The 26296-nt window shown below is 64.5% G+C and carries 21 protein-coding genes and 1 tRNA gene; 10 read left to right on the top strand and 12 right to left on the bottom strand.

Going from position 1 to position 26296, the window contains the following annotated elements; genetic code table 11:
- Positions 1-23: 23 nt before the first annotated feature.
- Together katG and DESUT3_RS03070 are read right to left on the bottom strand one after the other, a co-directional pair.
- A complete protein-coding gene (gene katG / locus DESUT3_RS03075; protein ID WP_221251006.1) occupies positions 24-2219 on the bottom strand; it encodes a catalase/peroxidase HPI in 2196 nt (731 codons plus the stop codon).
- 256 nt (positions 2220-2475) lie between these two features.
- A complete protein-coding gene (locus DESUT3_RS03070) occupies positions 2476-2913 on the bottom strand; it encodes a Fur family transcriptional regulator (protein WP_221251005.1) in 438 nt (145 codons plus the stop codon).
- A 411-nt stretch (positions 2914-3324) separates the two neighbouring features.
- On the opposite strand from DESUT3_RS03070, the gene plsY reads away from it, so the two are divergent.
- From plsY to DESUT3_RS03055, 3 genes are all read left to right on the top strand, one after another.
- Positions 3325-3915, top strand: coding sequence for a glycerol-3-phosphate 1-O-acyltransferase PlsY (plsY, locus tag DESUT3_RS03065; RefSeq protein ID WP_221251004.1), 591 nt, complete (start codon positions 3325-3327; stop codon positions 3913-3915).
- Positions 3916-4011: 96 nt separating this feature from the next.
- Positions 4012-5013 (top strand): endolytic transglycosylase MltG, encoded by a 1002-nt coding sequence (gene mltG, locus DESUT3_RS03060; protein WP_221251003.1) that lies wholly within the window; start codon positions 4012-4014, stop codon positions 5011-5013.
- A 41-nt stretch (positions 5014-5054) separates the two neighbouring features.
- The gene (locus DESUT3_RS03055; RefSeq protein ID WP_221251002.1) at positions 5055-6995 is read left to right on the top strand and encodes a response regulator; all 1941 of its coding nucleotides are present in this window, start codon (positions 5055-5057) and stop codon (positions 6993-6995) included.
- A gap of 227 nt (positions 6996-7222) precedes the next feature.
- Here the strand turns inward: DESUT3_RS03055 and ldhH are convergent, their stop codons facing one another.
- On the bottom strand, positions 7223-9373 hold the full coding sequence (gene ldhH, locus DESUT3_RS03050; RefSeq protein WP_221251001.1) for an L-lactate dehydrogenase (quinone) large subunit LdhH: 2151 nt from the start codon (positions 9371-9373) through the stop codon (positions 7223-7225).
- A gap of 70 nt (positions 9374-9443) precedes the next feature.
- Positions 9444-10007 (bottom strand): LutC/YkgG family protein, encoded by a 564-nt coding sequence (locus DESUT3_RS03045; RefSeq protein ID WP_221251000.1) that lies wholly within the window; start codon positions 10005-10007, stop codon positions 9444-9446.
- 435 nt (positions 10008-10442) lie between these two features.
- Here DESUT3_RS03045 and DESUT3_RS03040 point away from each other — a divergent pair, with 435 nt between their 5' ends.
- The 6 genes from DESUT3_RS03040 to DESUT3_RS03015 all read left to right on the top strand — a co-directional run bounded on the left by DESUT3_RS03040 (position 10443) and on the right by DESUT3_RS03015 (position 17018).
- On the top strand, positions 10443-11600 hold the full coding sequence (locus tag DESUT3_RS03040) for a TRAP transporter substrate-binding protein (RefSeq protein WP_221250999.1): 1158 nt from the start codon (positions 10443-10445) through the stop codon (positions 11598-11600).
- 92 nt (positions 11601-11692) lie between these two features.
- On the top strand, positions 11693-12184 hold the full coding sequence (locus tag DESUT3_RS03035; RefSeq protein WP_221250998.1) for a TRAP transporter small permease subunit: 492 nt from the start codon (positions 11693-11695) through the stop codon (positions 12182-12184).
- 39 nt (positions 12185-12223) lie between these two features.
- The gene (locus tag DESUT3_RS03030) at positions 12224-13564 is read left to right on the top strand and encodes a TRAP transporter large permease (protein WP_221250997.1); all 1341 of its coding nucleotides are present in this window, start codon (positions 12224-12226) and stop codon (positions 13562-13564) included.
- A 47-nt stretch (positions 13565-13611) separates the two neighbouring features.
- Positions 13612-14121, top strand: coding sequence for a universal stress protein (locus tag DESUT3_RS03025; protein WP_221250996.1), 510 nt, complete (start codon positions 13612-13614; stop codon positions 14119-14121).
- 166 nt (positions 14122-14287) lie between these two features.
- The gene (locus tag DESUT3_RS03020; RefSeq protein WP_221250995.1) at positions 14288-15721 is read left to right on the top strand and encodes an FAD-binding oxidoreductase; all 1434 of its coding nucleotides are present in this window, start codon (positions 14288-14290) and stop codon (positions 15719-15721) included.
- On the top strand, positions 15708-17018 hold the full coding sequence (locus DESUT3_RS03015) for a (Fe-S)-binding protein (RefSeq protein WP_225911605.1): 1311 nt from the start codon (positions 15708-15710) through the stop codon (positions 17016-17018). Before DESUT3_RS03020 ends, DESUT3_RS03015 begins: the two co-directional genes overlap by 14 nt.
- 178 nt (positions 17019-17196) lie before the next feature.
- Here the strand turns inward: DESUT3_RS03015 and DESUT3_RS03010 are convergent, their stop codons facing one another.
- The 6 genes from DESUT3_RS03010 to DESUT3_RS02985 all read right to left on the bottom strand — a co-directional run bounded on the left by DESUT3_RS03010 (position 17197) and on the right by DESUT3_RS02985 (position 22909).
- Positions 17197-17799: a MarC family protein gene (locus DESUT3_RS03010; RefSeq protein ID WP_221250994.1), complete on the bottom strand. Its 603-nt coding sequence runs from the start codon at positions 17797-17799 to the stop codon at positions 17197-17199.
- 77 nt (positions 17800-17876) lie between these two features.
- A tRNA-Gly gene (locus DESUT3_RS03005) sits at positions 17877-17951 on the bottom strand.
- 105 nt (positions 17952-18056) lie between these two features.
- Positions 18057-18812, bottom strand: coding sequence for a response regulator transcription factor (locus tag DESUT3_RS03000; RefSeq protein ID WP_221250993.1), 756 nt, complete (start codon positions 18810-18812; stop codon positions 18057-18059).
- 3 nt (positions 18813-18815) lie between these two features.
- Positions 18816-20198 carry a HAMP domain-containing protein gene (locus tag DESUT3_RS02995; RefSeq protein WP_225911678.1) on the bottom strand — a complete coding sequence of 461 codons (1383 nt, stop codon included), beginning with the start codon at positions 20196-20198 and terminating at the stop codon, positions 18816-18818.
- Between the two features lie 90 nt (positions 20199-20288).
- Complete coding sequence (locus tag DESUT3_RS02990; protein ID WP_221250991.1) at positions 20289-21302, bottom strand: ribonuclease Z; 1014 nt, start codon at positions 21300-21302, stop codon at positions 20289-20291.
- A complete protein-coding gene (locus DESUT3_RS02985) occupies positions 21299-22909 on the bottom strand; it encodes a thiolase family protein (protein WP_221250990.1) in 1611 nt (536 codons plus the stop codon). The genes DESUT3_RS02990 and DESUT3_RS02985 overlap by 4 nt, the downstream gene beginning before the upstream one ends.
- Before the next feature lie 182 nt (positions 22910-23091).
- On the opposite strand from DESUT3_RS02985, the gene DESUT3_RS02980 reads away from it, so the two are divergent.
- Complete coding sequence (locus tag DESUT3_RS02980) at positions 23092-23232, top strand: hypothetical protein (protein WP_221250989.1); 141 nt, start codon at positions 23092-23094, stop codon at positions 23230-23232.
- Positions 23233-23321: 89 nt separating this feature from the next.
- Here the strand turns inward: DESUT3_RS02980 and DESUT3_RS02975 are convergent, their stop codons facing one another.
- Positions 23322-24710, bottom strand: a complete 1389-nt coding sequence (locus DESUT3_RS02975) for a DegQ family serine endoprotease (RefSeq protein WP_221250988.1) — start codon at positions 24708-24710, stop codon at positions 23322-23324.
- A 137-nt stretch (positions 24711-24847) separates the two neighbouring features.
- The gene (locus tag DESUT3_RS02970; protein ID WP_221250987.1) at positions 24848-26296 is read right to left on the bottom strand and encodes a sensor histidine kinase; all 1449 of its coding nucleotides are present in this window, start codon (positions 26294-26296) and stop codon (positions 24848-24850) included.

Raw genomic sequence — 26296 nt, 5'->3', positions numbered from 1 at the left:
CTTGCCCGCCCCGGCAGAGAAAATCAGGCGAGGTCGAAACGGTCGAGGTTCATGACCTTGTCCCAGGCCGCGACAAAGTCGTGCAAAAACTTCTCCTGGGAGTCCGCGCAGCCATAGACTTCGGCGAGGGCGCGGAGCTGGGAGTTCGAACCGAAGGCGAGGTCGACGCGGGTACCGGTCCACTTGACGGCGCCGGTTTTGCGATCCCGCCCCTCGAACACCCCGTCGCCCCCCGCGGCCGGGGTCCAGGCGGTGCCCATGTCGAGCAGATTGACGAAGAAGTCGTTGCTGAGGGTCTCCGGCCGCTTGGTGAAGACGCCGTGGGGGGCCCCTCCGACGTTGGCCCCCAGGACCCGCAGGCCGCCGACCAGCACCGTCATTTCGGGAGCGGTCAGGGTGAGCAGCTGTGCCCGGTCCACCAGCAGATGCTCCGCCGCTACGGCGTACTGCTTTTTGAGGTAGTTGCGGAACCCGTCGGCCTCCGGCTGGAGGGGGGCGAACGCCTCCACGTCGGTCTGCTCCTGGGAGGCATCGGCGCGCCCGGGGGTGAAGGGGACGGTCACATTGTGGCCGGCTTTCTTCGCCGCCTGCTCCACAGCCGCGCAGCCGCCGAGCACGATCAGGTCGGCCAGCGAAACCGCCTTGCCGCCGGTCTGGGCGCCGTTGAACTCCCGCTGGATTTTTTCCAGGGCCTGCAGCACCGTCTGCAGTTGGGCCGGCTGGTTCACTGCCCAGTCCTTCTGCGGGGCGAGACGGATGCGCGCCCCGTTGGCACCGCCGCGCTTGTCCGAGCCGCGGAAGCTGGCGGCCGAGGCCCAGGCCGTCGAGACCAGCTGGGAGACGGAGAGGCCCGAAGCGAGGAGCTTGGCCTTGAGGGCGGCGATGTCCTTTGCGTCGATCAGCTTATGGGTGACCGCGGGGACCGGGTCCTGCCAGATGAGCTCTTCGGCAGGGACCTCGGGGCCGAGGTAGCGGGCGCGCGGGCCCATGTCGCGGTGAGTCAGCTTGAACCAGGCGCGGGCGAAGGCGTCGGCGAATAGCTCGGGGTTGGCCAGGTAGCGCCGCGCGATCGGCTCGTAGATCGGGTCGAAGCGCAGCGAGAGGTCGGCGGTGGTCATCATCGGCCGGTGCTTTTTGCTCGGATCAAAGGCGTCGACCACCAGATCCTCTTCCTCCACGTCCTTGGCCAGCCACTGATAGGCCCCGGCGGGGCTCTTGACCTTTTCCCACTCGTATTTGAACAGCACCTTCAGGTAGCCCATGTCGAACTGGGTCGGGTTCGGCTTCCAGGCCCCCTCGATGCCGCTGGTGATCGCATCCCCGGCCTTGCCGCTGCCGAAGCCGCTCTTCCAGCCGAGCCCCTGCTCTTCGATGGGGGCGGCCTCGGGCTCGGGGCCGACCAGGGCCGCATCGCCGGCACCGTGGCATTTGCCGAAGGTGTGGCCACCCGCGACCAGGGCGACGGTCTCCTCGTCGTTCATCGCCATTCGCCCGAAGGTCTCGCGCACGTCGCGCCCCGAGGCGACGGGATCCGGGTTGCCGTTGGGCCCTTCCGGGTTGACGTAGATCAGGCCCATCTGCACGGCGGCGAGGGGCCTATCGAGCTGCCGATTGCCGCTGTAGCGCTGGTCGCCGAGCCACTCGGTCTCGGATCCCCAGTAGATGTCCTCCGGCGCCTCCCAGACGTCTTCGCGGCCGCCGCCGAAGCCGAAGGTTTTGAAGCCCATCGACTCCAGGGCGCAGTTGCCGGCGAGGATCATCAGGTCGGCCCAGGAGATTTTCCGGCCGTATTTCTTTTTGATCGGCCACAGCAGCCGCCGCGCCTTGTCGAGGTTGGCGTTGTCCGGCCAGCTGTTGAGGGGCGCGAAGCGCTGCGCTCCCGTGGCGGCCCCGCCGCGGCCGTCGGCGGTGCGGTAGGAGCCGGCGCTGTGCCAGGCCATGCGGATGAAGAGGCCCCCGTAGTGGCCGTAGTCGGCGGGCCACCAGTCCTGCGAGTCGGTCATCAGCACATAGAGGTCCTGCTTCAGCGCCTTCAGGTCGAGTTTCTTGAACTCCTCTGCATAGTTGAACGACTCGCCCATCGGGTTGGAGCGTGAGGAGTGCTGGTGCAGAATCTGGAGGTTCAACTGGTTCGGCCACCAGTCTCGGTTGGATCTGCCACCGCCAGCTGTCTGTTTGCCTGAGCTGCCTGTTACCGGGCACTTGTTAGCGTCACTCATGAAGTTGTCTCCTTTCGTCGGATGAACATTTGCACCGTGCTGCCAGGGGGCTGGCCTCACACCGATGGCTTGGTTTCTGTTTGCGCCGCGACCTGCGGTTCGCGACATTTATGCTCCCTGCCTCGCGGCCGGCTCCGGCTGGCAGCGGGGGGCGGGGAGGGATGCCGGGGATCTGGGTCGAACGATTAATTAACTATCCTACCTAGGAACTATTCGTGACGTCCGGCTGAAAAAAAAAACCCCACCCGGTCCGTTTCTATTTCAGGCACTTGTCGCAGACCCCGTAGACCACCACGTGGCGACTGTCGACCTTGCCCCAGCCGCGGATCGCCTCGGGCAGGCCGGCCGTGTCGAAGAACGGCCAGTCGAAATCGATGATTTCCCGGCAGTGTTTGCAGATCAGGTGGTGGTGCCGGCTGTGGACCACTTCGAAACGGGCCTGGCTCTCCACCGTCTCGACCTTCTGCACCAGGTTGTATTCGCAAAAGGTGGCCAGGGTCCGGTAAACGGTGTCCAGCGAGAGCGTGGAGATGCGCTGCAACAGCCTCTGGTGCAGGGTTTCCGCGGTGGGGTGATCCACCGCAACCGCCAGCTCGCGGAAAATTTCCAGGCGTTGATGCGTCAGCTTAAGGCCGGCCTGGCGACAGGCTTCGGTAAAGCTTGTGAGCAGATTTTCAAGCCTGGGTTGATCCATGGTCGGCATTTGCACCTGGCTCGTGAGTTCCGACTGGGCGATAAGTGCGATTCATCGACCTTCCTGAGTCATCAAAAATTCATCGGCGACCCATAGGGTCGCCCAAGAATCTTTTGGATCACTTTTTCTGGCCAGGCACTTACAGGTTTTCCCGTCCCGGAATCACGAATTCGAGTCGAAAGACAATCGTAATCATTCTTATTGAGGAAAATACCAGACAAATCCACCCAGTCAAGCGCGGCTTCGCCCTTTGTTTCAACGATCCGCTCAGCGAAACCCCCTGCCCCCGACGCCGGGGTCCGCTCAAGGGGGAAAAATCTTGCTTTCCTGCAGCAGCCATGCTAGAAAGGTGTTTGTATTTTCAGGGGAATCGAAGCGGCTGCGGCCGCTTTGCTGCTTTTGGGGGAATTCATGCTCGGACTCGCCACTGCCCTTATCGCCGCCTACCTCATCGGCGCCATTCCCACCGGGGTCCTGCTCACCCGCCTGGCCGGGGTCGGCGACGTACGCCAGTCGGGCAGCGGCAATATCGGGGCGACCAACGTCTACCGGGTCGCCGGTCGTCGGCTGGGGATTCTCACCCTGGTAGGCGACGCCCTCAAGGGCGTGATTCCCGTTCTCTACGCCGCGGCCGTGCTGCGCTACCCCGACCTGCAACTCGGCCTGGTCGCCCTGGCCGCCTTTCTCGGCCACTGCTACCCGGTCTACCTCGGCTTCAAGGGCGGCAAGGGGGTGGCGACCGCCCTGGGGATCTACCTGGTCCTCTCGCCCCTGGCGGTTCTGGGGGCCTTCGCCCTGTTCGCAGCCATCCTCTGGCAGTGGCGCTACGTCTCGCTGGCATCCATCTGCGCAGCCGGGGCCATCCCCTTCCTGGTGCTCGCCGTGAACCGCTCCTTGCCTCTTTTTCTGGCCACAATGGCGATCAGCGCCCTGGTCATTTTCCGCCACCGCGCCAACATCGAGCGTCTCAAAAACGGCACGGAAAGCCGTTTCAAGGCCTGATCCCGGACCAACTCACGCTTGACATCTCTCATCGAATCTTTCTAACATAGTCCGGCTTTTTGACTTGAACCCTGCCTTTCCGCGGCCCGGCCTGCCATGACCCGTCGCCATACCATTACCCGGGCCGTTCTCGCGGCCACTTCGTTTATCCTAATCATTCCGGCGGTTTGGTTCGGATCCTTCCTGTTTCAGCCCATCGCACCACCCCAGGCCCGGACCGTCACCATCGCCTCGGGCACCTCATTTGCCAAAGTGGCAGGAATCTTGAAAGACGAAGGGGTGATCGCCAGCGCAAAGCGCTTCACCCTGCTGGCCCGCCTTAGGGGCGATGCCGGCAGAATCAAGGCCGGCGACTATGCATTCAGCGCCCCGGCCACGCCCGGCCAGGTGCTCGACCGGCTGATCGCCGGCGACGTGATCCGCCGGCAGATCACCATCATCGAAGGGATGGCCCTGCGGGAGATCGCCCAGCGCCTCGAAGCCGAAGGGTTCGGCACCAGCGCAGAGTTTCTCAAACTCACCGGCGACCCCGAGTTCATCGCCGGGCTGGGCATCGCCTCGCCGACCCTGGAAGGCTACCTGTTCCCGGAGACCTACACGGTGGTGGCCGGCATTTCCCAGAAGCGGCTGGTCGAACTCATGGTGAGCCAGTTCCAGCAGCGCACCGGACAGGAGCTGATCGAGGCGGCCCGCAAGCGGGGCTTTACTCTGCAGCAGCTGGTGACCCTCGCCTCGATCATCCAGAAAGAGGCCGGCAACCTGGCGGAAATGCCGGTGATCTCCGCGGTGTTTCACAACCGCCTGAAACGGGGGATGATGCTGCAGGCCGACCCGACGGTGATCTACGGCATCGAGAATTTCGACGGCAACCTGACCCGGAAGCACCTCGAGACCCCGACGCCATACAACACCTACCGGATGAAAGGGCTGCCGCCGACCCCCATTGCCAGCCCGGGGGAGGACGCCCTGAGGGCGGCCGCCTTCCCGGCCGATTCACCCCATCTGTATTTTGTGGCCCGCGGCGACGGCACCCACGTTTTTGCTGCGACCCTGGAGGAGCACAACCGCAACGTAAGGCGCTATCAACTGCGCCGCTGAGAGGCTTTTCAACTGCCCGCAAGGCCAATTACGGTGAGCCCATGAAGCCCAGGATACTGATCGCCGAGGACAACGACAGCATCGCCGTTGCACTGGAGACACTGCTGCGCCGCCAGGGGTTGGCCACCGAACGGGTCGACGACGGCGTCAAGGCCATGAACAGCGTGCTGGCAACCCCACCGGACCTGCTGGTCCTGGATCTCAAGCTCCCCGGGCTGCACGGCATCGAACTGTTGAGAAAGCTCCGCCAGGACCTGCGCCACCAGGACCTGCCGGTCATCGTCATCACCGGCATCTACAAGGGCGACAAGTACGCCAGGGCGGCCAAAGCCCTCGGCGCCAGCGCCTACCTCGAAAAACCGTTTCGCGCGGCGGCCCTGCTCGATGAGGTACACAGGGCCCTCAAGACCGCCGCCCCCACCGCGGAAACCATCGACAGACACCTGGTCCGGGCCTTTCTCGCCCGCTTTTCCGGGGAACTGCAGCTCAGCGACGGCAGAAGCGAGAGGTCCGTCTATTTTCTCGACGGCGCGCCGGTGGCGCTGGTCCCCGGGTTCCGGTACGGGGATTTCGGCCAATACCTGCGAAGTCGCCAGCTGCTCTCCGACGCGGAGTACGCCTACTACAGCGGGCCGGGCCAGTCCCGTTGCGAGGCCGTGGTGCATATGGGCTGCCTCGACTACCCGGAAATGGTGCAGGCCAAGCTCGATTATCTGTCCGGCGAGTTGCTCCAGGGCTTCGCCCGGGGCCCCATGACGGCGACGGAAAAACCCTGCGCCGCCTTCGAGGCCGCGCAGCCGGTGACCATCAATCTCCCCCAGTTGCTCTACCAGGGGTATCTGAAACATCCCACCCACCCCGCCTGCCAGGCCCTGCTGCAGAACCACCTCAACCGCTATGCAGCCACCGGCGCCAACTACCACCGATTCATCAACTTTCTGAGCCTGCCCGCCCCGGACAAACACCTGCTGAAACGCTTCGACGGCAACCGCCAGCTGATGGAATGCCTGGAGATGAAGACCGCCCATCTGCCCCTGGCGCAGACCCTCCATGCCCTGGGGATGCTGGCCCTCTCCGAACAACCGGCCGCGGCCCAGCCGCAGCCCGACTTCCCCCAGCGGACCCAGTTCAACGCCATCGAGGAGGATGCCAACACGCCGCCGGCCGAGCCCCTGGAGAGCTTTTCCGATCTGGTCGAGACCGCCGCCGAGGCGCCGCTGGTCCCCGAGGCCTCGCCCCTGCCAGCCGGCGGGGGCGACCAGGGGGAGTCCGCGGAAATCCGCCGGGTATTCCAGGGTCTCAAGGGGAAGAATTATTACGAGATCTTCGGCATGAACCAGGCGAAGTTCTCCTTCGAGATGCTCAAGGAGCGCTATTTCGCCTTCACCCGCCAGTTCGGCCCCGACACCATGATGCGCCTCTCCGGGGTCGACGGCCGCCTGGTCGAGGACATCCTCGCCACGGTCAGCACCGCCTACAACACCCTCTCCGACGTGGTCAAGAAGGAGCGCTACGACGAGCTGCTGGGCAGTGACCGCATCGGCCTGGGGCAGAAGGGGGACGAGCGCTTCCAGGCCCAGGTGCAGGCCCAGTCGGGCAAGGTGTTCATCGAGATGGAGGAGTGGGACAATGCCGAGAAGGCCCTGCAGGATGCCTGCAACATCGCCCCGGGCAACGGGGATTACCTGGCGCACCTGGCCTGGGCGATTTACCGCAACCCGAAAAACGCAGCCAGCCGAGCCGTGCTGGAAAAGAGCCGCCAACTGCTCAACAGCGCCCTGACCCTGGAACGCACCGGCAAGGGGTTCGCCTTCAAGGGCTGGATGCTGCTCGAGGCCGGCCAGGACAACCTCGCCGAGGCCGAGTTCAGTAAGGCTCTCAAGCTCGACGCCCGCCTCAGCATGGCCCGCAAGGGGCTGCGGCTGCTGCAGGAGAAGCGCGAACAACAAAAAAAGGGGCTGTTCCGGCGCATCTTCAGCTGAAGCATTCCAGGACGACTACGCCATCTCCCTCCCCTTCAAGGGGAGGGCCGGGGTGGGGATGGGCCCTGCAGGGGCAGGTCGCAAATCAACCCCATCCCCCTCCAGACCTCCCCCTTGAAGGGGGAGGAACCATCCACCGAAGATCGATAATTAATCCGAAAAAACAAAAAAATGCCCCGGCCAAAGGCCGGGGCGAGAGAGAAAACCCCTTGAGGGGTTGGAGAGATTTACTTTTCGAGGGCCTCGGCGAGCAGCTCCACGGTGTGGGCGGCGCGCACCGGCAGGCCCCGCTTCTCGAGGGCGCCGCGCAGCATGATCAGGCACCCGGGGCAGTCCATGGCGACGGTGGCGGCGCCGGTCTTCTCGATGTCCTCCACCTTGTCGCGGGTGATCTGCTTGGAGATGTTGGGGTGGCTGGTGAAGGAGTAGGAACCGCCGAAGCCGCAACAGCGGTCGGCATGGGCCATCTCCACCAGCTCCTTGCCCGAGGTGGTGAGCAGCTCTCGCGGTTCCTGCCAGACCCCGGCGCCGCGGCGCAGGTGGCAGGAGTCGTGGTAGGTGACCTTCTCCGCCGCCGCCTTGCCCTGGAAGGCCGCGGCCTCGCCCAGCACGTTGACGATGAACGCCGAGACGTCCATGGTCTTCGCGGAGAGTTCCTCGGCCTTCTGCGCCCAGACCGGGTTGTCCTGCAGGTGCTCCACGAAGTCGCGCTTCAGGGCCATGGTGCAGGTCGGGCAGGTGGTGACGATGTAGTCGGGGTTTTCCGCGAGCATCGCCTTGACGTTCTGCTCGGCCAGTTCCACGGCGGTCTCCCGGTCGCCCGAGTAGAGGGCGGGGATACCGCAGCAGTTCTGCTCCTGGGGGTAGTAGACCTCGACGCCGAGGTGGTTGAGCACCTTGATGAGCGAAACGCCCATCTCCGGATAGATGAAGTCGTTGGCGCAGCCGCCGAACATGGCCACCCGGTAGCGGGGCTTGTCGAGCTTTTTCGCCACGCTGTCGAACTGGTCGCGCAGCGGCTTTTCGGCGATGGTCGGCAGGGTGCGCCACTCGGTGAAGGAGGAGAAGTAGGCCGGCAGGTGGCGGATGGTGCGCTCGCCTTTGCTGACCGGCTTCTGCAGCAGGCTGCCGGCGCGCACCAGCGAGTGGAACAGCTTGCGGTTGCGCATGACCTTTTTGAAGACGATGGACTTGGCGGTGCCGATCCCTTCCTCGTCGCCGACCACCGAGCGCAGGTGCAGGATGATCCCCTCGAGGTCGATCTTGCTCGGGCAGATCGCCACGCAGGCGCGGCAACCGATGCAGGCGCGCACGATCTCGGCGGCCTTGTCCAGGCCGTGGAAGAAGGCGGTCAGGATGATGCCGATGGCGCCGATGTAGATGTGGCCGAAGACATGCCCGCCGACGGTCTGGTAGACCGGGCAGACGTTGGCGCAGGCGCCGCAGCGCACGCAGCGCATGGCGTCCTTGCAGTGGGGCGACTCGGCCAGGGCGCTGCGGCCGTTGTCGAGCAGCACGATGTGCAGCTCCTTCTGCTCCTCGCCGCAGGGGACGGCGCCGCGGATCCAGGTGACGTAGGAGGTGAGCAGCTGCCCGGTGGCGTTCTTGGGCAGGATGCGCACCACCTTGGCGGCGTCCTCCAGGGTCGGCACCAGCTTCTCGATCCCCACCAGGGCGACGTGGATCTTCGGCAGGGTGCTGGCCAGCCGGGCGTTGCCCTCGTTGGTCACCAGGGCGATGCCGCCGGTCTCGGCGACCGCGATGTTGGCCCCGGTAATTCCCATCCCGGCATCGAAATAGGCCTGGCGCAGCTGCTCGCGGGCCACCTGGACCAGGTGGGCGATCTCCGCCGGCTCCTGCTTGCCGGTGACCTTGCCGAACAGCTCGGCGACCTCTTCCTTGAACATGTGGATCGCCGGCATGACCATGTGGCTGGGGCGCTGGCCGGCGAGTTGGATGATCCACTCGCCCAGGTCGGTCTCGACGGCCTTGGCGCCGACATGTTCAAGGGCATGGTTGAGATGGGTCTCCTCGCTGGCCATGCTCTTGCTCTTGGCCACCGCCGTCACCCCTTTCTCGCGGGCCAGCTCGGCGATGTAGGCGTTGGCCTCCTCGGCGGTCCTGGCGAAAAAGACCTTGGCTCCGGCGGCCTCGGCGTTGCGGGTGAACTGTTCGAGCAGCTCCTGACGGTTTTCCCGGACCTGGTCCTTCATCTCGGCGATCTCGCCGCGCAGCGCCTCGAAATCGAGGCCGGCAAAGGCGTTCTGCCTGGAGATCAGGTAAGCGTCGCCGAACTTGTGCAGGGCCTCGGACAACTTGGGCTGGGCCAGTGCCGCGTCGATGCGCTGTTTGTATTGGCGGGTACGTTCTTTGTTCATGGTATTCCTCTCGCTATCGCGAACGAATCTGACGGATCGGTCAGATCAGACTGATCGGTCGGATAAAGGCTTACATCTCCAAGTAATCGTCCGAAATCCCCTCGAGAACCAGGACATGCAGTTCCTTCGGGCCGTGCACGCCGATGGTCAGAACCCGCTCGATGTCGGCGGTGCGGCTTGGGCCGGTGATGTAGGCGAGGTAGTTGCGTGGCTGGCTCTGGTGAAACTGGCGCAGGATCGGCGCCGCCTCCAGGCCGTTGGCCACCACCTTGCCGGCATCGACCAGAACAAAATGCCGTTCGGGCAGCGTGGTGGCGAGACGGATCGGCTCGGGGGTGCTCTCCAGGACCACGCTGCCGGTGTCGGCGATGGCGAAGTTGGCGCCGGTCAGCCCGGCTGCCGCCTTCGGCGCATGCTGGCGGAAATCGGCATCCAGCACTTCCACTCCGGCCTCACGCAAGCGCTCGGCGATCCCGAGTCGCTCGCCGCTGGCGAAAGTCGGCAGGAGCAGAGTCCCCCCGGCGTTTCTGCGGACGTAATCGACCGCGGCAGCCAGGTCCGGACAACGTTCCACAGCCGCGCCGACGCGCCGGGCCGCCTCCATGAATCCTTCGATCAACTCGTTTCCTGACATGATGAACACCTCGGCGTTAAATGGTCTTACCAGTCTAGCTCAAGAGGCATCCTAAAAGACACTCCGTGAACCTGTCAAGGCTAAATCCGCCCCATCCGGCCCCTTTCAAAGCTGGAAATAAATATCGTAATACCATCAAAACCGTGAATTACCAGTACGCACCGCAACATCCTGAAAACTGCGACCGATCAAATTCAAACGATATTTGTTTTTTCCCTTGACTTTCCCCATGCCTCCACCTAAAGTGCAATGGTATTACCATTAAATATGCAGACCAGAAAAATGCCGATCTGCGGCCGCAAGTGCCCTTTTATTCTACCTAACGAGCTTGAATTCCAGCCTGCCGACCATAGACTTGTTGGCAGGGGTAAAACGCCATGAGGCCGGCAATGTCGCCGGCTCAATCTGTTAACCCATCGCATAGGAGGAAGTCTGATGAAAAGGTTCAGATCCCTGGTCGGCCTGCTGGTCGCGGTTTCGCTGCTGCTCGCGCCCAACGCCTTCGCCGCCAAGCGCGAGAAGTTCGGCGCCGACAAACGCCATGAGGCGGTCCAGAAAGAACTGCGGACCATCAAGACCTCGGACAAGAAATTCCGCTGGAAGATGGTCATGCCCTGGTCCAAGGGGCTGCTGTTCTACGACATGGCCCAGCACTTTGCGGACTCGGTGGAGCTCGCCTCGGGCGGCCGCCTTGAAATCAAACTCTTCTCTGCCGGCGAACTGGTCGGAGCCATGGAGAGCTTCGACGCGGTAAGCAAGGGTTCGGCGCAGATCGGCCACGACTGGCCCGGCTACTGGAAGGGCAAGAACGAAAACTTCGTTTCCTTTGCTTCGGTCCCCTTCGGCCTCGACACCGAGGGCTACAACATCTGGCTCTATGAGCGCGGCGGCCTCGAGCAGATGCAGGAACTCTACGGGCGTTACAACCTCTACGCCCTCCCCGGCGGCAACGGCGGCCAGGAGATGGGCTTCTTCTCCAACAAAAAGGCCACCACCATGGCCGACTTCAAAGGGATGCGCGTGCGTACCCCGGGCTGGTACATGGACATCATGAACAGCCTCGGCGCCAGCGTCACCCCGCTGCCCGGCGGCGAGGTCTACCTGGCCCTGGAGCGCGGCGTCATCGACGCGGCCGAGTTCAGCTCCCCGGCCATGAACTACCCCATGGGTTTTGACGAGATCACCAAATACGTCATCGAGCCCGGCGTGCACCAGCCTTCGGTGCAGTGCGCCATCTTCATCAACAAGGACGCTTACAACGAGCTGCCGGCCGACCTGAAGTGGATCATCGACATCGCCGCCAAGGAGACCCAGCTCTGGTCCAGCGCCTGGCAGGAGAACCTGAACATCGAGGCGATCAAGCTGTTCAAGGAGAAGGTCGAGTTCGTGCGCATGGACGACGATGCCATCACCTCCTTCGCCAAGCGCACCAAGGAGTACCTCGAGGACCTCAAGTCCAAGCACCCCGACGTGAAGAAGACCCTCGACTCCCAGGAGCAGTTCAAGAAGGATTTCGCCGAGTGGCGTGAAATCCGCGGCGGCCTGACCCCCTGGCCGATCGACGACTTCATCAACGGCAAGCGCATGCAGTAAATCATAAGCCGGCGGGGGCCCCAACGGCCCCCGCCGCCTGTTTCCCCGGATCTCCGGGACACCGCACGTCACACCGAATCGAGAGGTACCCCATGCTCATCATCGAGCGGGCGCTGGACGCCCTGAACGAGAAAATCGGTTTCATCTCCGCCTTTCTCATCCTGCCCATGGTCGGGGTAGTGGGTTTCGAGGTCATGATGCGCTACGGCTTCAACGCGCCGACCGCCTGGGCTTTCGAAATGACCACCTTCATCTACGGCATGCACTACATGCTGACCCTGGGCTATGCGCACAAGTACGACGGCCATGTCTCCATCGACATCTTCGAGGCCAGGCTGCCGGCCAGGCCCCGGACCATCCTGCGCATCATCGCCAACCTGGTTCTGTTCATCCCGACCATCGGTCTGCTCGCCGTCTGGGCGGTGATTTACGCCGCCACCTCCTGGCAGGCGTCGGAACTGGCCTCGAGCTCCTGGGCTCCCGCGATCTATCCGTACAAGACCATCATGGCCATCGGCTTCGTCCTGTTCTTCCTCCAGGGTGTGGCCAAACTGATTCACGACTTCCGCAGCCTGCGCAGCTAAACAAGATCAGACCCTGTCCGACCCTGGAGACTTTAGCCAATGAGCCCTGAAATACTGACAATTCTCATGTTCGCCACCCTCGTGGGCGCCATTGCCCTGGGCCACCCCCTGGCAGTGACCCTGGCCAGCGTGGCCACCCTGTACGGCTTGATTGACAATGGATTCAACGTCCCCGCGCTGCTCGACCTGTTCGTCAACAACGCCTGGGGGATTTTTCTCAACTATACGCTTGTGGCAGTGCCGCTGTTCATCTTCATGGCCCAGATCCTCGACCGTTCCAAGGTTTCCGAGGGGCTGTTCGACGCGCTCTACATCGTGCTCGGCGGCCTGCGCGGCGGTCTGGGTCTAGCGGTCATCGTGGTTTCGACGGTCTTCGCCGCTACCACCGGCATCATCGGCGCCTCGGTGGTCGCCATGGGCCTGATGGCCGGCCCCGCACTGCTGCGCCGCGGCTACGACCGCGGCATGTCGGCCGGCATCATCTGCTCCTCGGGGACCCTGGGGATTTTGATTCCGCCCTCCATCATGCTGGTCGTCTACGGCGGCCTGACCGGCCTCAAGGAGACCTCGGTCGGCAACCTGTTCGCCGCTGCGATCCTCCCCGGCCTGATCCTCTCGCTGCTCTACCTGCTCTACGTCGGGGTACGCTGCGCCATCAACCCCGACCTGGGCCCGCCGATCCCCCCGGAGGAGCGCACCGCCACCGCGGCGCAGAAGATCTCCATGACCATGAAGAGCTTCGTGCCCCCCTTCAGCTTGATCCTGATCGTCATGGGGACCATCCTCGCCGGGGTCGCCACCCCCACCGAGGCGGCCGCCCTGGGCGGCGTCGGCGCCATGATCCTGGCCCTGTTCAACCGCAAGCTCAACTGGGAGGTCATCAAGCAGGCCTCCGTTTCCACCGCCCGCACCACCGCGATGATCATGGCCCTGTTCGTGGGCGGCAAACTGTTCAGCGTGGTATTCTTGAGCATGGGGGGCGGCGACGTGGTCTCCGACGCCCTGCTCGGCATGGACGTGAGCCCCTACGTGGTGCTGGCGATCATGATGGCGGTGGTCTTTTTCCTGGGGATGTTCATCGACTGGGCCGCCATCCTGCTGGTGGTGGTGCCGATCTTCACCCCCATCGCCATGGACCTCGACTTCAACCCGCTGTGGTTCGCCATGCTGGTCTGTATCAACCTGCAGACCTCGTTCCTGACGCCCCCCTTTGGTTACGCCCTGTTCTACTTCAAAGGGGTGGCGCCGCCGGAATACACCATGGGCGACATCTACAAGGGGATTCTGCCCTTTGTCGGGATCCAGGTCGTCGGCCTGGTGCTGATGATCGTCTTCCCGGAGCTGATCACCTGGTTGCCGTCGGTCTTCTTCGGCGGCTGAACGGACGCGGGAACAAGCAACCCTGTTAACTCGGGCGGAGAAAAGCGATGCTACCTAAAATCAACACCATCCTGTATACCACCGGCCTCGGCGAGGGTGCTCCCCACGTGTTTCGCTATGCCCTGAGCCTGGCGCAGGCCCACCAGGCCAAAATCGCCATCGTGCATGCCATGGAGCCGCTGAGCCCCTTCGGCCAGAGCCTGGTCGAGCTGCACATCACTCACGAGAAGTCGGAACAGATGCACAAGCAGGCTCAGGAAAGAGTTAAAGGGGATATCGTCAAGCGCCTCGAACTGCTCTGCGAGAAAGAGCTGTGCAACGACCCCGAGGGACGCAGCCGGGTTACCGACATCCTGGTCGACGAAGGGCACCCGCCCCTGGTTATCCTCGAAGAGGCCAAGCGGCTCAAGGCCGATTTGATCGTCATGGGCACCCACCGCCACACCCGCCTCGGCGAGGCGCTGCTCGGCAACACGGCCCAGAAGGTCATCCACAGCTCCACCACCCCCGTGCTGCTGGTACGCATCCCCGAAGGCTTTCACGAAGAAGGTTTCTAGGTACCCTCGACGCAGGAGCGGCCCCCAAGGCCGCTCCTGCCGCCGGGCTTCCCACCTCCAGCCATCGCCTGCCCGGAACGAACCGACATCCCCGCGACCGCCCGTAAACACCTGGCGACCGCAAAGATAACCGGCATAGTGAGATTTTAATCCAAGCGAGGTTTCGATGATTTCAACAACCGCGATAGAACATCTGAAGGAAAAGCTCGGCGCTCAGAACGTGCTGTACGAGAAGGAAGACCTGCTGGTCCTCGGCTACGATTCGACCCCAGGCGTGCACCATCTGCCCGAGGTGGTGGTCTACCCGACCAGCACCGAGCAGGTGCTGGCCGCCATGGAGATCGCCCAGCGCGAGGGTCTGCCCATCGTTCCCCGGGGCTCGGGGACCGGCCTCTCCGGCGGCAGCGTGCCGGTCCAGGGGGGGATGGTGATCTGCCTGACCCGCATGAACCGCATCCTCGAGATCGACGAAGAGAACCTCACCGCCACCGTCGAGGCCGGGGTGGTCACCCTCGACCTGTTCAACGCGGTGGCCGCCAAGGGACTGTTCTACCCGCCCGACCCCGGTTCGCAAAAGATCTCGACCCTGGGCGGCAACGTCATGGAGAACGCCGGCGGCCTGCGCGGCCTCAAGTACGGCGTCACCCGCGACTACGTCATGGCCCTCAAGTGCGTGCTGCCCGACGGCAGCATCCTCACCACCGGCGGCAAGAGCGTCAAGGACGTGGCCGGCTACAACTTCAAGGACCTGCTCTGCGGCAGCGAGGGAACCCTCGGCATCATCACCGAGATCACCGTCAAGCTGATCCCGCCGCCGAAGGACAAGCGCACCTTCCTCGCCTACTTCAACGACATGCGCACCGCCGGCGAGGCGGTCTCGAAGATCATCGCCGCCAAGATCATCCCTTCGACCATGGAGATCATGGACAAGGCGACCATCAACTGCGTCGAGGATTACGTCAAGATCGGCCTGCCCCGGCAGATGGCGGCGCTGCTGCTGATCGAGGTCGACGGTCACCCGGCGATGGTCGCCGAGGAGGCCGAAGCGGTGGAGAAGATCCTGCGCGAGGTCAACGCCGCCGAAGTCCACGTGGCCAAGACCGCCGAAGAGGCCGCCAGCCTCGCCGCCGCCCGGCGCACCGCCCTCTCGGCGTTGGCCCGGGTCTCGCCCACCACCCTGCTCGAAGACGCCACGGTGCCTCGCTCGCGGCTCGCCGACACCTTCGACGAGATCGAGCGGCTGACCGAGAAGTACCAGCTCAAGGTCGGCACCTTCGGCCACGCCGGCGACGGCAACCTGCACCCCACGGTGCTCTGCGACGAGCGCAACGCGGACGAGATGCAGCGGGCCCACGCCTTCTACAACGAGCTCTACGAAAAAGTTCTCGCCTGGGGCGGCACCGTCTCCGGCGAACATGGCATCGGCCTGGCCAAGAAGGAGTACCTGGCCCGGCAGATCGGCCCCGGCGGCGTGGCGGTCATGAAGCGCATCAAGCAGTCCTTCGACCCCAAGGGGCTGCTCAACCCCGGCAAGATCTTCGACGAGGGCGACCCCTGCAGCAAGCCCCACGTGGAGGAGGGTTTCCGTGTCTCGCACTGACGATAAAGATCTCAAGGGCAATTTCAAGCCCCAGGACGCACCCCACTACGACGACGTGCTGCAGTGCATGCGCTGCGGCTTCTGCCTGCCGACCTGCCCGACCTACGCCCTGACCGGGCGCGAGCGCTCCAGCCCCCGTGGCCGGGTCGCCCTGGCCCGGGCGGTGGCCGAGCAGAAACTCGAATTCACCCAGGCGGTCAAGGAAGAATCCTTCTTCTGCCTCGACTGCCGCGCCTGCACCACCGCCTGCCCTTCCGGGGTGCGCGCCGGCGAGGTGATGGAGATCTGCCGCAGCCAGTCCCACGCCTTCTACCCGCTGGGCACCGCCGGCAAGGCCTTCCGCGAGTTCATCCTGCAGAAGATGCTCCCCTCGCCGGAGAAGCTCGAGACCTCCATGCTCCCGACCCGCCTCTACCAGCGGCTCGGCATCCAGTGGCTGGTGCGCCACAGCAAGGTGCTCAAGCTGGGCCCGGGCTGGATGGAGAAGGCCGAGGGGATGCTCCCCGAGCTCGACAAGCCGCTGCGCACCCAACTGCCCGAGCGCATCGAGGCCAAGGGCAAGAAGCGCGGCAAGGTCGGCTTCTTTCTCGGCTGCGTGATGACCCTGATGTACCCGGGGGTCTCGCGCCAGACCGTGCGGGTGCTGGTCCACCAGGGCTTCGAGGTCATCACTCCGCGCAACACCAAGTGTTGCGGCGCCCCCCACCTCTCCGAGGGCGACCGCCAGACCGCCCGCGAGCTGGCCCTGTTCAACCTCGATCTGTTCCTCGATCAGGACGTGGACTACATCGTCACCGACTGCGCCGGCTGCGGCGCCTCCCTCAAGGAGTACGAAGAGCTGCTCGAAGGCCAGGCCGAGCACGCGAAACTGGCCAAATTCCGTTCCAAGATTCGCGACATCACCGAGTTTCTCGCCGAGGTGGGGCTGCGCACCGAGGGGCTCAAGCCGGTGAACAAGACCGTCACCTACCACGAGCCCTGCCACCTCTGCCACGCCCAGGGGGTCAGCGCCCAGCCGCGCAAGCTGCTTAAACAGATCCCCGGTGTCGAACTGCGCGAGATGGCCGAGGCGAGCTGGTGCTGCGGCTCGGCGGCTACCTGGGGTCTGAAGTACTCGGAGGAGAGCCAGAAGGTCCTCGACCGCAAGCTCGGCAACGTCCGCGCCACCGGCGCCGAGGCGCTGGTCACCGCTAACCCCGGCTGCCACCTGCAGCTCGCCTGGGGCGTGCGCGAGGCCGGCATGCCCCAGCAGGTGCTGCACCTGATGGAACTGCTCGGCGAGGCGACCCCGGACTGAGCCCCCCCCGGCAACACCGAGAAAAAAAATCCCCCTGCTCGCCCATGGAGCAGGGGGATTTTTTTGGTTCGGGCCAGCCTTCAACTCTGGGAGACTTTGTTCCCACCAGCTTTGTCCACTCTCCCCACGGCCCGCCTGCATTCGGCACCCGCGGGAGGGCCGGAGGACCGCCTTTTCCTTACCCGGCGATCCCGCGGATCCCATCCGCAATGAACTGGATCGCCAAGGCGGCGAGAATCACCCCGAGCAGGCGCTGGAGGATGTCGTCGCCGGTCTTGCCGATGACCTTTTTCAGGTAGCGGGCCGCCAGCAGCATGGCCAGGGTCAGCAGGTAGATGAGCAGCACGGCGGGGACCAGGGAGAGAAGCGCCACGCGCCCCTCGACCTGGGAGAAGAGCAGGATGGTCAGGGTCAGGCAGCCGGGCCCGGCGATGAGGGGGATCGACATGGGAAACACCGAGATGTCGAGGGTGTAGCCCGACTTGCTGTAGCCGCTGCCGCCCTGGCGGGTGATCATGTTGAAGGCGGTGTAGAACAGCAGCAGCCCGCCGCTGACTCGCAGGGCGTCGATAGTGATGCCGAGGCGGGTGAGCAGGGCCTCGCCGCAGAAGCCGAAGACCAGCACGATGGCGATGGAGATGACCGTCGCGCGGATCGCCATGCGGATCGCGTAGCGGCGCTCCTCGCCGTCGGAGAGGCCGTGAAAGATGACCGCCGCGCCGATGGGGTCGATGATGACGAAATAGGAGGTGAGCGCGTGGAGGAAGGTTTCCAGCTGCATGGTGGCTGATCCTTTGGCGTGCCTGGCCAAAACTCAAAGCCCCGCAGGGATTTTTCTCCTGCGGGGCTTCGTTATTCTGGAGCGGGAAACGGGATTCGAACCCGCGACTTCAACCTTGGCAAGGTTGCACTCTACCACTGAGTTATTCCCGCGCTGATCGTATCGGCGCTTTTTCCGACGGGGCGTATTAGATACCAAAACTTTTCCGGCAAGTCAACAGCTGAATTTCGCTTTTGGTCCTCGCGGCGGTTTTTGCCTCAGCTGATCCGCTGGCTCCCCTTGAAGCGCTTGAGCCAGGCCTGAAAATCCTCCTCCTCGTGCTCCAACTCGAAGGCGTTGAGCAGGCCGCGGCGCAGGGCGCTGGCCACGGCGCGGTTGCGCAGATTGAAGGCGTCGCCGAATTTGTCGCCGTGAAACTGCTCCTGGTCGATGCCGAGCTTGGTATAGAGGGAATTGAGGCGGCTCTGCACCCCCCGCCGCGAGAGGTAGCGGCGCTGGGCGATGAGGTTGTCGGTGAGGCCGAGGGAGATGTCCACCAGCGCCTCGTATTCGATGTCAGACAGGGCCGTCTGGCTGTGCCCGGCGCGCCCCTGAACCTTGCGCACCTCGGGGTCGATCCAGCACTGCTCGTCGATGAGCACCGTTTGGATGGCGGAAGAGATGCGCTCCCGGGGGCTCGACTTGAGGATGTAGCCGTAGACCGTTTCGGGAGGCACGATGCGCGCCAGCGCCCTGACGTACATCTCGTCCTTGTACTGGCTCCAGAACACGATGCGGGCCGAGGGCTTCTTCTGCCAGAGGGTACGGGCGAACTCGATGCCGTTGAGCTCGGGCATCTGGATGTCGCTGACCACCAGGGGATTTTCCTGCTTCAGGGCCAGTTCCAGGGCCAGCTGGCCGTTGTTGGCCCGCTCGATGTGGCAGGGGAAGTCCCAGCCATCGATCAGCTGCTCGAGAAATTCGAAGTCCTTGGGGTTGTCCTCGGCGATGATAAGTTCCAGCTTTTCCGGCATGGTTTATGACTCCTGGGTGCTGCTCTCGCGAAGCGGGAGGATCAACTCAAAACGGGTGCCGCTGGTGAACCGCGAAGGCTTCCAGGCGACCCGGGCGCCGATGGCGTTGGCCCGCTCCTGGATGTTGTGCAGCCCTCTTCCGCGTCCCAGGGCTCCGTTTTTCGGGTCGAAGCCGACCCCGTTATCCTCCACCGCGAGAACCAGGGCCCCTGCGCGCCGGTCGATGTCGACCTCGTAGCGGCTGGCCCGGGCATGCTTGATGACGTTGTGAATGGCCTCCACGGCGATCCGGTAGAGGGTCAGGCGCGCCAGGCGGGAAAGGCCCGCGGCATCGACCTCGGGGCTTACGTAGAGGTGGTATTCCGGCAGATCGCCGCGGGACAGATGCCGCTCCAGGTGGGACTGCAGGGCGGCCCCCAGGCCGAGGATCTCCAGGGCCTGCGGATGCAGGTTGTCCATAACCTCCCGCAGGTTGGTCATGGCCTTCTGCAGATCCTCCTCCAGGCGACTGGCCTGCGGCCGGCAATCGCTGGCCTGCTTGAGTTCCTGGATGCCGCGCAGCACCGAAGAGAGATCGCTGAGGGTCTGGTCGTGAATGTCCATGGCGATCCGGCGCCGTTCCTCCTCGGCCCCCTCGAGCAGTTTTTCCGAACCCACCACCCGAATCAGCTGGTCGGTCATCCGGTTGATGGACACGGCCAGCTCATCCAGCTCGTCCCGCACCCGGGCCGGCGCCGGCGGCGGCGAGAGGTCCCCGCGGACGATGCGCCCGGCGCTGTCGGATAGCGCCTGGATGCGGCGCAGGATGTTGCGCCCCAGGGCCAGCGACAGGAAGATCCCCAGCAGGATGGCCGCGCCCAGAACCACGATGCTCACCAGGGTGGTGCGTGCCACCAGCTCGTCGATGTCCCTGGCCTGGATGTCCCGCAATCGGGCCCGCTGCTTCTGGGTCAACTCGGAAAGCGTCAGCAGCTGGGGGCGCAGAATGGAAATCGCCGACAGGATGCGCTCGGCGTCGAATCCCCGCTCGGGATTGAGGTCGTTGACCGACTGCTGCAGCAGGGCCACAGTACGGTCGGGAAGCGGCATCAGCTCCATGACCCGCTCCACAGCCGCACCGAGATTGGCGTGCAACTCGGCCATGGCCTGCAACTGGCCGAGCTCGATGCGGGATTCGCCGCTCAGCATGATGGCCAGGCGGTAGAGCCGCTGGGTGGTCAGGTCGATCTCGGCCAGGGCGACGAACGCCGTCCCCAGGTTCCGGGCCTGCTGCCGCTTGATCGACAGGTCCCAGTAGGTATATTGCAGAAAACCCAGCAGCAGGGTCATCAGCAACAGGACGGTGGCCGGAGCCAGAATGATCTGGTGTTTGAGGGTCAGGCGCATGGCGACCACGATAGCACAGTGCTCTCATTATTACACTGTGCAATTGCACAGCTCCGCGGTGGGCAAATCCAGTGATATTCGGCAGCTGATTCACCCCGGACCGGCCACGGTCGCTCCCGCGAAGGCCTGCCTGGCCTCCTCCTCCAGCAACTGAGGGGTACTCTGGTAGCGCGGCGAGTGGTGGAACACCTGCAGCCGCGCCACGGCGGCCCTGCGCGCCAGTTCCCCCGCCAAGCGGGCGGTGAGGTGATTGCGCTGCCGGGCCCGATCGATTTCCTCGTGGCTGAACGGCGCCTCTATCACCAGCAGGTGGCTCTGGTCGGCAAGGCGGGTTATTTTCAAGAAATTTTCCGAAACCGGGGCCGCATCCGTCACGTAACAGATCTTCATCCCGCGCTCGGTATGGGCAACCTCGTCGACCAGCTCGCCCAGCGGCCGTGAGATCTCCCCCCCGGCGGCGAGGGGCACTCGCGTGGGCGTCTCCGCCGAGGCGCCGCTGCGCACCAGGTCCTTGAAGCGGGTCAACCAGGGCCCCTGCAGGTAGCCCCGGCACTCCAACGCGTCCTTGTGGATGGCCACGTGCAGCGGTTCCTCGAGGGCGAAACCCAGCGAGATGATGCCGCCATGGTCCAGCGCCACCCCCCGCACCCCGTAAGCGGAGTGCTCCAGCAGCTGGCCCTGCGGGAAGGCCCAGGGCTCCTGCTCCTCCGGGCGAAAGGCATTGCCGGCCCGGAACACCACCTGCCGCCCCAGTTTCTCTCCCCATTCGCGCACCCTGAGGCTGAAGGGGTAGCCTTCGACCAGGTTCCAGGTATAGCCCGAAAGCCGCCCGGCAATCTGCTCGGCGATCCCCGGCGGTCCGCAGAGCAGCAGCTGGGTGTCCTGGTAGAGAAAGGCGCGCAGCAACTGGTCGAATCCGATCAGGTGATCGATGTGTGCGTGGGAGACGAACACCCCCCGGATTTTGAGCATTTCGCGGGTGGTCAGGCGCTGCAGGTCCCCGCAGTCGAACAGCAGGGCCTCGCCGAGATGCGCCACCCGCACGTAGAGGGCCGGGTCGCCGAAGGGCCCGTTGATCAGGCTCGGGTAAAAGACCGATCTCATTCCCGGTGGTTGCGACGCAAGCGCCGCTTGGCGGTGTCGGCCAGCTCCATGATCCCCTCCAGGGTCCGGCGGTAGAAGCGGCGGATCGGCACGTCGTTGACCCGGATCTCCTGGTCCACCCTCTCCAGCAGCAGCTTTTCGCCGGGCGACAGGTGGACCAGGGTTTCCCTCGCCGCCGGATCGAGGCCGATCAGGAAGCGGTACTCCTCCTTGCCCACCGGCGCGGCAAACAGCAGCAGGGTGCGGGTGGGGTCGCCGCTCTTGTAGTCGTGGCGGGAGGTCTGGGCCACCAGCCGGGCGGCGACCCGGGATTTTTTGGCAAACACCGATTCCAGGGTGACCCCCGCCGGTTTGAGCCTGGACAGGGCCGGAAGGGAGTCGGGCCGGTAAGGGACGGGGTTGCGTTTTTCCAGATGACGGGTCTGCTCGACCAGGATCACCACGTTGTTGTTGATCGGGCCGCCGATGGAATGGGACAGGCCCGCCTTGAAGCGCCCCGCCCGCACCATCTGGTGATTCTCCACGATCTGGATCATCCCCGTGGCCCCGAGGGGATGGCCGCGCCCCTTGAGCCCCCCGGTGAGGTTGGTGGGATAGCGCCCCCATTCCCCGGTCAGCCTCTCGTCGAGCAGCCCCTCGAGCAGCCGCTCGCGGGGCACCACCCCCAGGTCGGCCATATTGATGGGCCCAAAGCCGTTGAAGGGGTCGTGCATGTTGATATGGACCTTCCCCTCGAGCTCGCCGAGATCCTTGAGGCCTGCCATCCCCAGGGCGTAGCGCTGGGCGATGACCGTGGCCGGGAAGGTGGTGAAGGTCCGGCGGTCGGCGATGGTCGGGATGTCGGTTCCCGACCCCACCCCGGCGACCACCACCTCCTGGGGGGAGCTGGTCAGCAGGCAGGCCCCCACCCCGTCGGACATAGGGCAGAAATCGTAATAGCGCAGCGGATCGTAATAGAGGTAGTTCTTGCCGTTTTCGATGTCGGCGTAGTACTGCTCCACGGGGATTTCGTAATCCAGGTGGGCCAGGGGGTTTTTCGCCGCAAAATGTTGGGCGCGCGCGGTCAGCCTGGCGCTGAAGTCGGTCCAGTCCTCCGGCCCGAGCCCGAATTCGTCCATCAGCGCCCCGGCCACCAGCGCCCCGCAGGCCGGCATGGTCAGGCCGAACTCGGCCTCTTCGCGGTCGATGACCCCGGCAACGATGCGGGTCGCCGCCCCGGTGTCCACATCGCTCATTTTCTGGATGCCGATGGCCAGCACATTTTCGTGGCGCCCCGAGGCGATCTCCATGTAGGCGGCCTCGAAGGCGCTGGCCCCCGAGGAGCTGGCCGTATCCACCAGCAGGGACTTGGCGCCGCTGATCCCCAATACCCCGGCAGCCTTGGCGGCAACATTGTCGACGCCGGAAAAGGCGAAGGGGTTCTGGCTGCCCACCACCACGCAGTCGATCTTCTCTCTTTTTACCGCGGCCCCATCGAGCAGCGCGTGTACCGCCTCGAGGGTCTGGAAAAAGTTGCGCTTCTCGCGGTGCCGGCCGTCGTACTTGCCCACCGGCAGCATGAAGGAATCGGCGATGTACACGGGTCTCGGACGAAACGCTTCAGCCATGGCACCTCCTGGATGGCAACGTTCGGTTATCCCGGCGATTAAAGATATTCTAGCCGATGGGGGAGAAAAGAAAACATGGCGCCGGCAGGCGGGTTGACACCCCGGGCCCGGTTGGTAAATTGGGGCTCGCTTGCCCCACTGAGAAGGGACCAATTTCGCGTTGCCATTCCAGGAGGTCCCAAATGACGAATATCGCCGAAAAACTGCTGGCCAACGCCCCCGAGGACATGGACCTCAAGGCCCGCTACGGGTTGACCGAAGTCCCCTCTCTGCCGGTGGTGGACATGGCGGTCAAGGAAGCCCGGCTCGACCCCCGCCAATAGCCCCTGGCCCGTCCAGGCGTCAAAAAGGCCCCGGACCATCGGTCCGGGGCCTTTTGTCTGCACGACCTGCTGCTCCGGAAGGGCGGGAGCTATTTGACTTTCAGGGTGGTGTAGAACAGATTCTGACCCCGCTGCACCAGCAACCGCAGCACCTTGCCCGCCTCGGGCTTGCCCACCGCGGAGCGGAAGGCGGCGGCATCCTTCACCTCGCTGCCGTTGACCTCGAGAACCACATCGCCGGGGCGCAGGTTGGATTCGGCAGCCGGGCCCTGGGGATCGACCGCGGTGACCAGGGCCCCGCGAGTCCCCTCCAGCCCCTGAGAACGGGCGATCTCCGGGGTCAGATCGGTCACCGAAAGCCCCAGCACCCCGGCCCCTTCCGGCGCCGCGGCCGCGGCCGCCTCGTCCTCGTCGAGCTTGCCGATCTTGACCGACAGTTCCCGGGTTTTGCCCTCGCGCCACACTTCCAGCTTGACGCTCTTGCCCACCGCGGTGGCCGCCACCAGCCGCGGCAGGTCGCTCATCTCCTCGATCGGCTTGCCGTCGAAGCCGAGAATGATGTCGCCGCGCTTGAAACCGGCCTTCTCCGCCGGGGAGTCCTTCACCACCTCGGCCACCAGGGCGCCACGGGCCTTGTCCAGGCCGAAGGAGGCGGCCAGTTCCTCGTTGACCTGCTGGATGGAAACCCCCAGCCACCCGCGGGTGACGTGCCCGGTCTCCTTGAGCTGCGGTACGATGGCGCTGGCGGCGTTGATCGGCAGGGCGAAGCCGATTCCCTGGCCGCCGGCGACGATCGCCGTGTTGATGCCGACCACCTCGCCCTTGATGTTGAACAGGGGCCCGCCGGAGTTGCCCGGGTTGATCGAGGCGTCGGTCTGGATGAAGTTGTCATAGGGCCCGGCGCCGATGACCCGCCCCTTGGCGGAGACAATCCCTACCGTCACCGTCTGCTCCAGGCCGAAGGGGTTGCCGATGGCCATGACCCATTCGCCGACTTTGAGCCCTTCGCTGTCGCCGATCCGGGCGACGGGCAGCTCCTCGTCGGTGTCGATTTTCAGCAAGGCGATATCCAGCTTGGGGTCGAGCCCCTTGACCGTCGCCTTGAAGCTGCGGCCGTCGGCCAGCTTGATGTTCACCTCGTCGGCCCCTTCGACCACGTGGTTGTTGCTCAGGATGTAGCCGTCCTTGGAAATGATGAACCCCGAGCCCAGGGAGCGCTCCTTGCGCGGAGGAACGGGCTGGCCGCCGAAGAAGCGGTCGAAGAAGTCCTCGAAAAGCTGGTCCTGGGGCGAGCGGGGCCCGGGCAGCATCGGCCGGCGCGGCTGCACGGTCTTGGAGGTGTTGATGTTGACGACCGCCGGTTTCAGGTTTTTGGCCAGGGTGACGAAGTCGGGCCCGTCCACCGCAGTGGCGACACCGGGAAGGGCCAGGGCAAGCAACAGGCAAAGCAGGGAATAAAGAGGGTTGCGCAGCTTCATGAAAAACCTCCTTGAAGTGGAATTTACGTCACCTATTTAATCACCGGGGCTGCCCAAGTCAATGTGCGGATACGCAATAAAAACGCCTGGAATCCACAGGACGCCAGGCGTTTTGTACCGTTTCCGAGGTTGTTCGCTCAGCCGTGCTCCGGCCCGTCGAGCGGCTCGGATTCGTAAGGCGGACCGTGCTTGGGGATATAGACGGTGAACACGCTCCCCTCGCCGGGGGTGGACCTCACCTCGATGCGCCCGCCGTGGGCCGCCACGATCCACTTGACGATGGCCAGCCCCAGGCCGGTGCCGCCGACCTCGCGGTTGCGGGCCTCGTCGACCCGGTAGAAGCGGTCGAAAATGTGCGGCAGGTGCTGCTGCCCGATGCCGATCCCCGTGTCGGCCACCGCCACCACCGCCTGATCCCCCTGGACCGTCAACGAGACGTCCACCTTCCCTCCCCGCGGAGTGTACTTGATGGCGTTGGAGATCAGGTTGAGAAAGACCCGGTGCAGCTGGAGCTGATCGGCATCGATAAGGATCTCCTTGTCCACCCGCAGGGTCAGGGAGAACTCGATGTCCTTCGGCTCGGCCAGCATGCGCCCCTGCAGATAGAGATCCTGCAGCTGGTCGCTGAGGCTGAAACTGGTGATCTCCAGGCGCGATTCCCCGGCTTCGCTTTTGGCCAGGGTCAGCAGGTCCTCGATGATCCGCTCCATGCGGTCGATCTCTTCCATGTTCGACTCGAGGGTGCGGCGCAGCTCCTCGGGGTCTTTGGCCCAGCGCAGGGTGACTTCGGTTTCGCCACGCAGAATGGCCAGCGGGGTGCGCAGCTCGTGGGAGGCGTCTCCGGTAAACTGCTTGATTTTGTTGAAGGACTCCTCGAGACGATGGAGCATCTCGTTGAAGGTGAGCTCGAGTTCGGCGATCTCGTCCCGGGTGTCTCGAACCGGGAGCCGCTGGGAGAGCTTTTCCGCGGAGATCTTGCGCACGGTGCTGGTGATGCGCACCACCGGGGCCAGGGCGCGACCGGCCAAAAACCAGCCGCCGAAGGCCAGGGCCAGGATGGCCAGGGGGGTGGAGGTGAGAAAAATCAGCCGCAGCCCCCGCAGCACCGCCTCGTTGGAGTCGAGATTCTCCCCGACCCGAAGCAACTCGGCGGCGTCTCCCCCCCGCAGCGGGTAGGTCAGCAGGCGGATCTGGGGAGTATCCTTCTGCTCGACGGTCTGAAAAAACAGGCCCTCGCGCAGCGCGGCCTTCGCCGAGTGGGCGCTGAAGGGGAGAGGGACCCCATCCAGGTTAGCACTGTAGCAAAGGACATTGCCCTCGACGTCCAGCAATTGCAGGTACTCGCCCCAATGGTGGCTGCCGCGAAAACTCAGCAACCGCTCACAGGGGTTGCCCCGCCCCAACTCCTGGCTCTTGGCCTGGTAGGAGGCCACGTCCCCGGCAATTTTGAGCAGCCGCTGATCAACCTGGGCCAGCAGGTTGGACTCCAGGTACAGGTGCCAGAAGAATCCGCTGGCCGCCAGGATGACGGCCAGGGTCAGGGCATACCAGAGGGTGAGTCGGAAGCGAATGGAGCGGAAGAACAA

This window comes from Desulfuromonas versatilis, assembly GCF_019704135.1.
In the GTDB taxonomy this organism is placed as follows: Bacteria; Desulfobacterota; Desulfuromonadia; order Desulfuromonadales; family NIT-T3; genus Desulfuromonas_A; species Desulfuromonas_A versatilis.
Note: the sequence above shows the minus strand (reverse complement) of the source record. Positions and strands in the feature narration are given on the sequence as shown.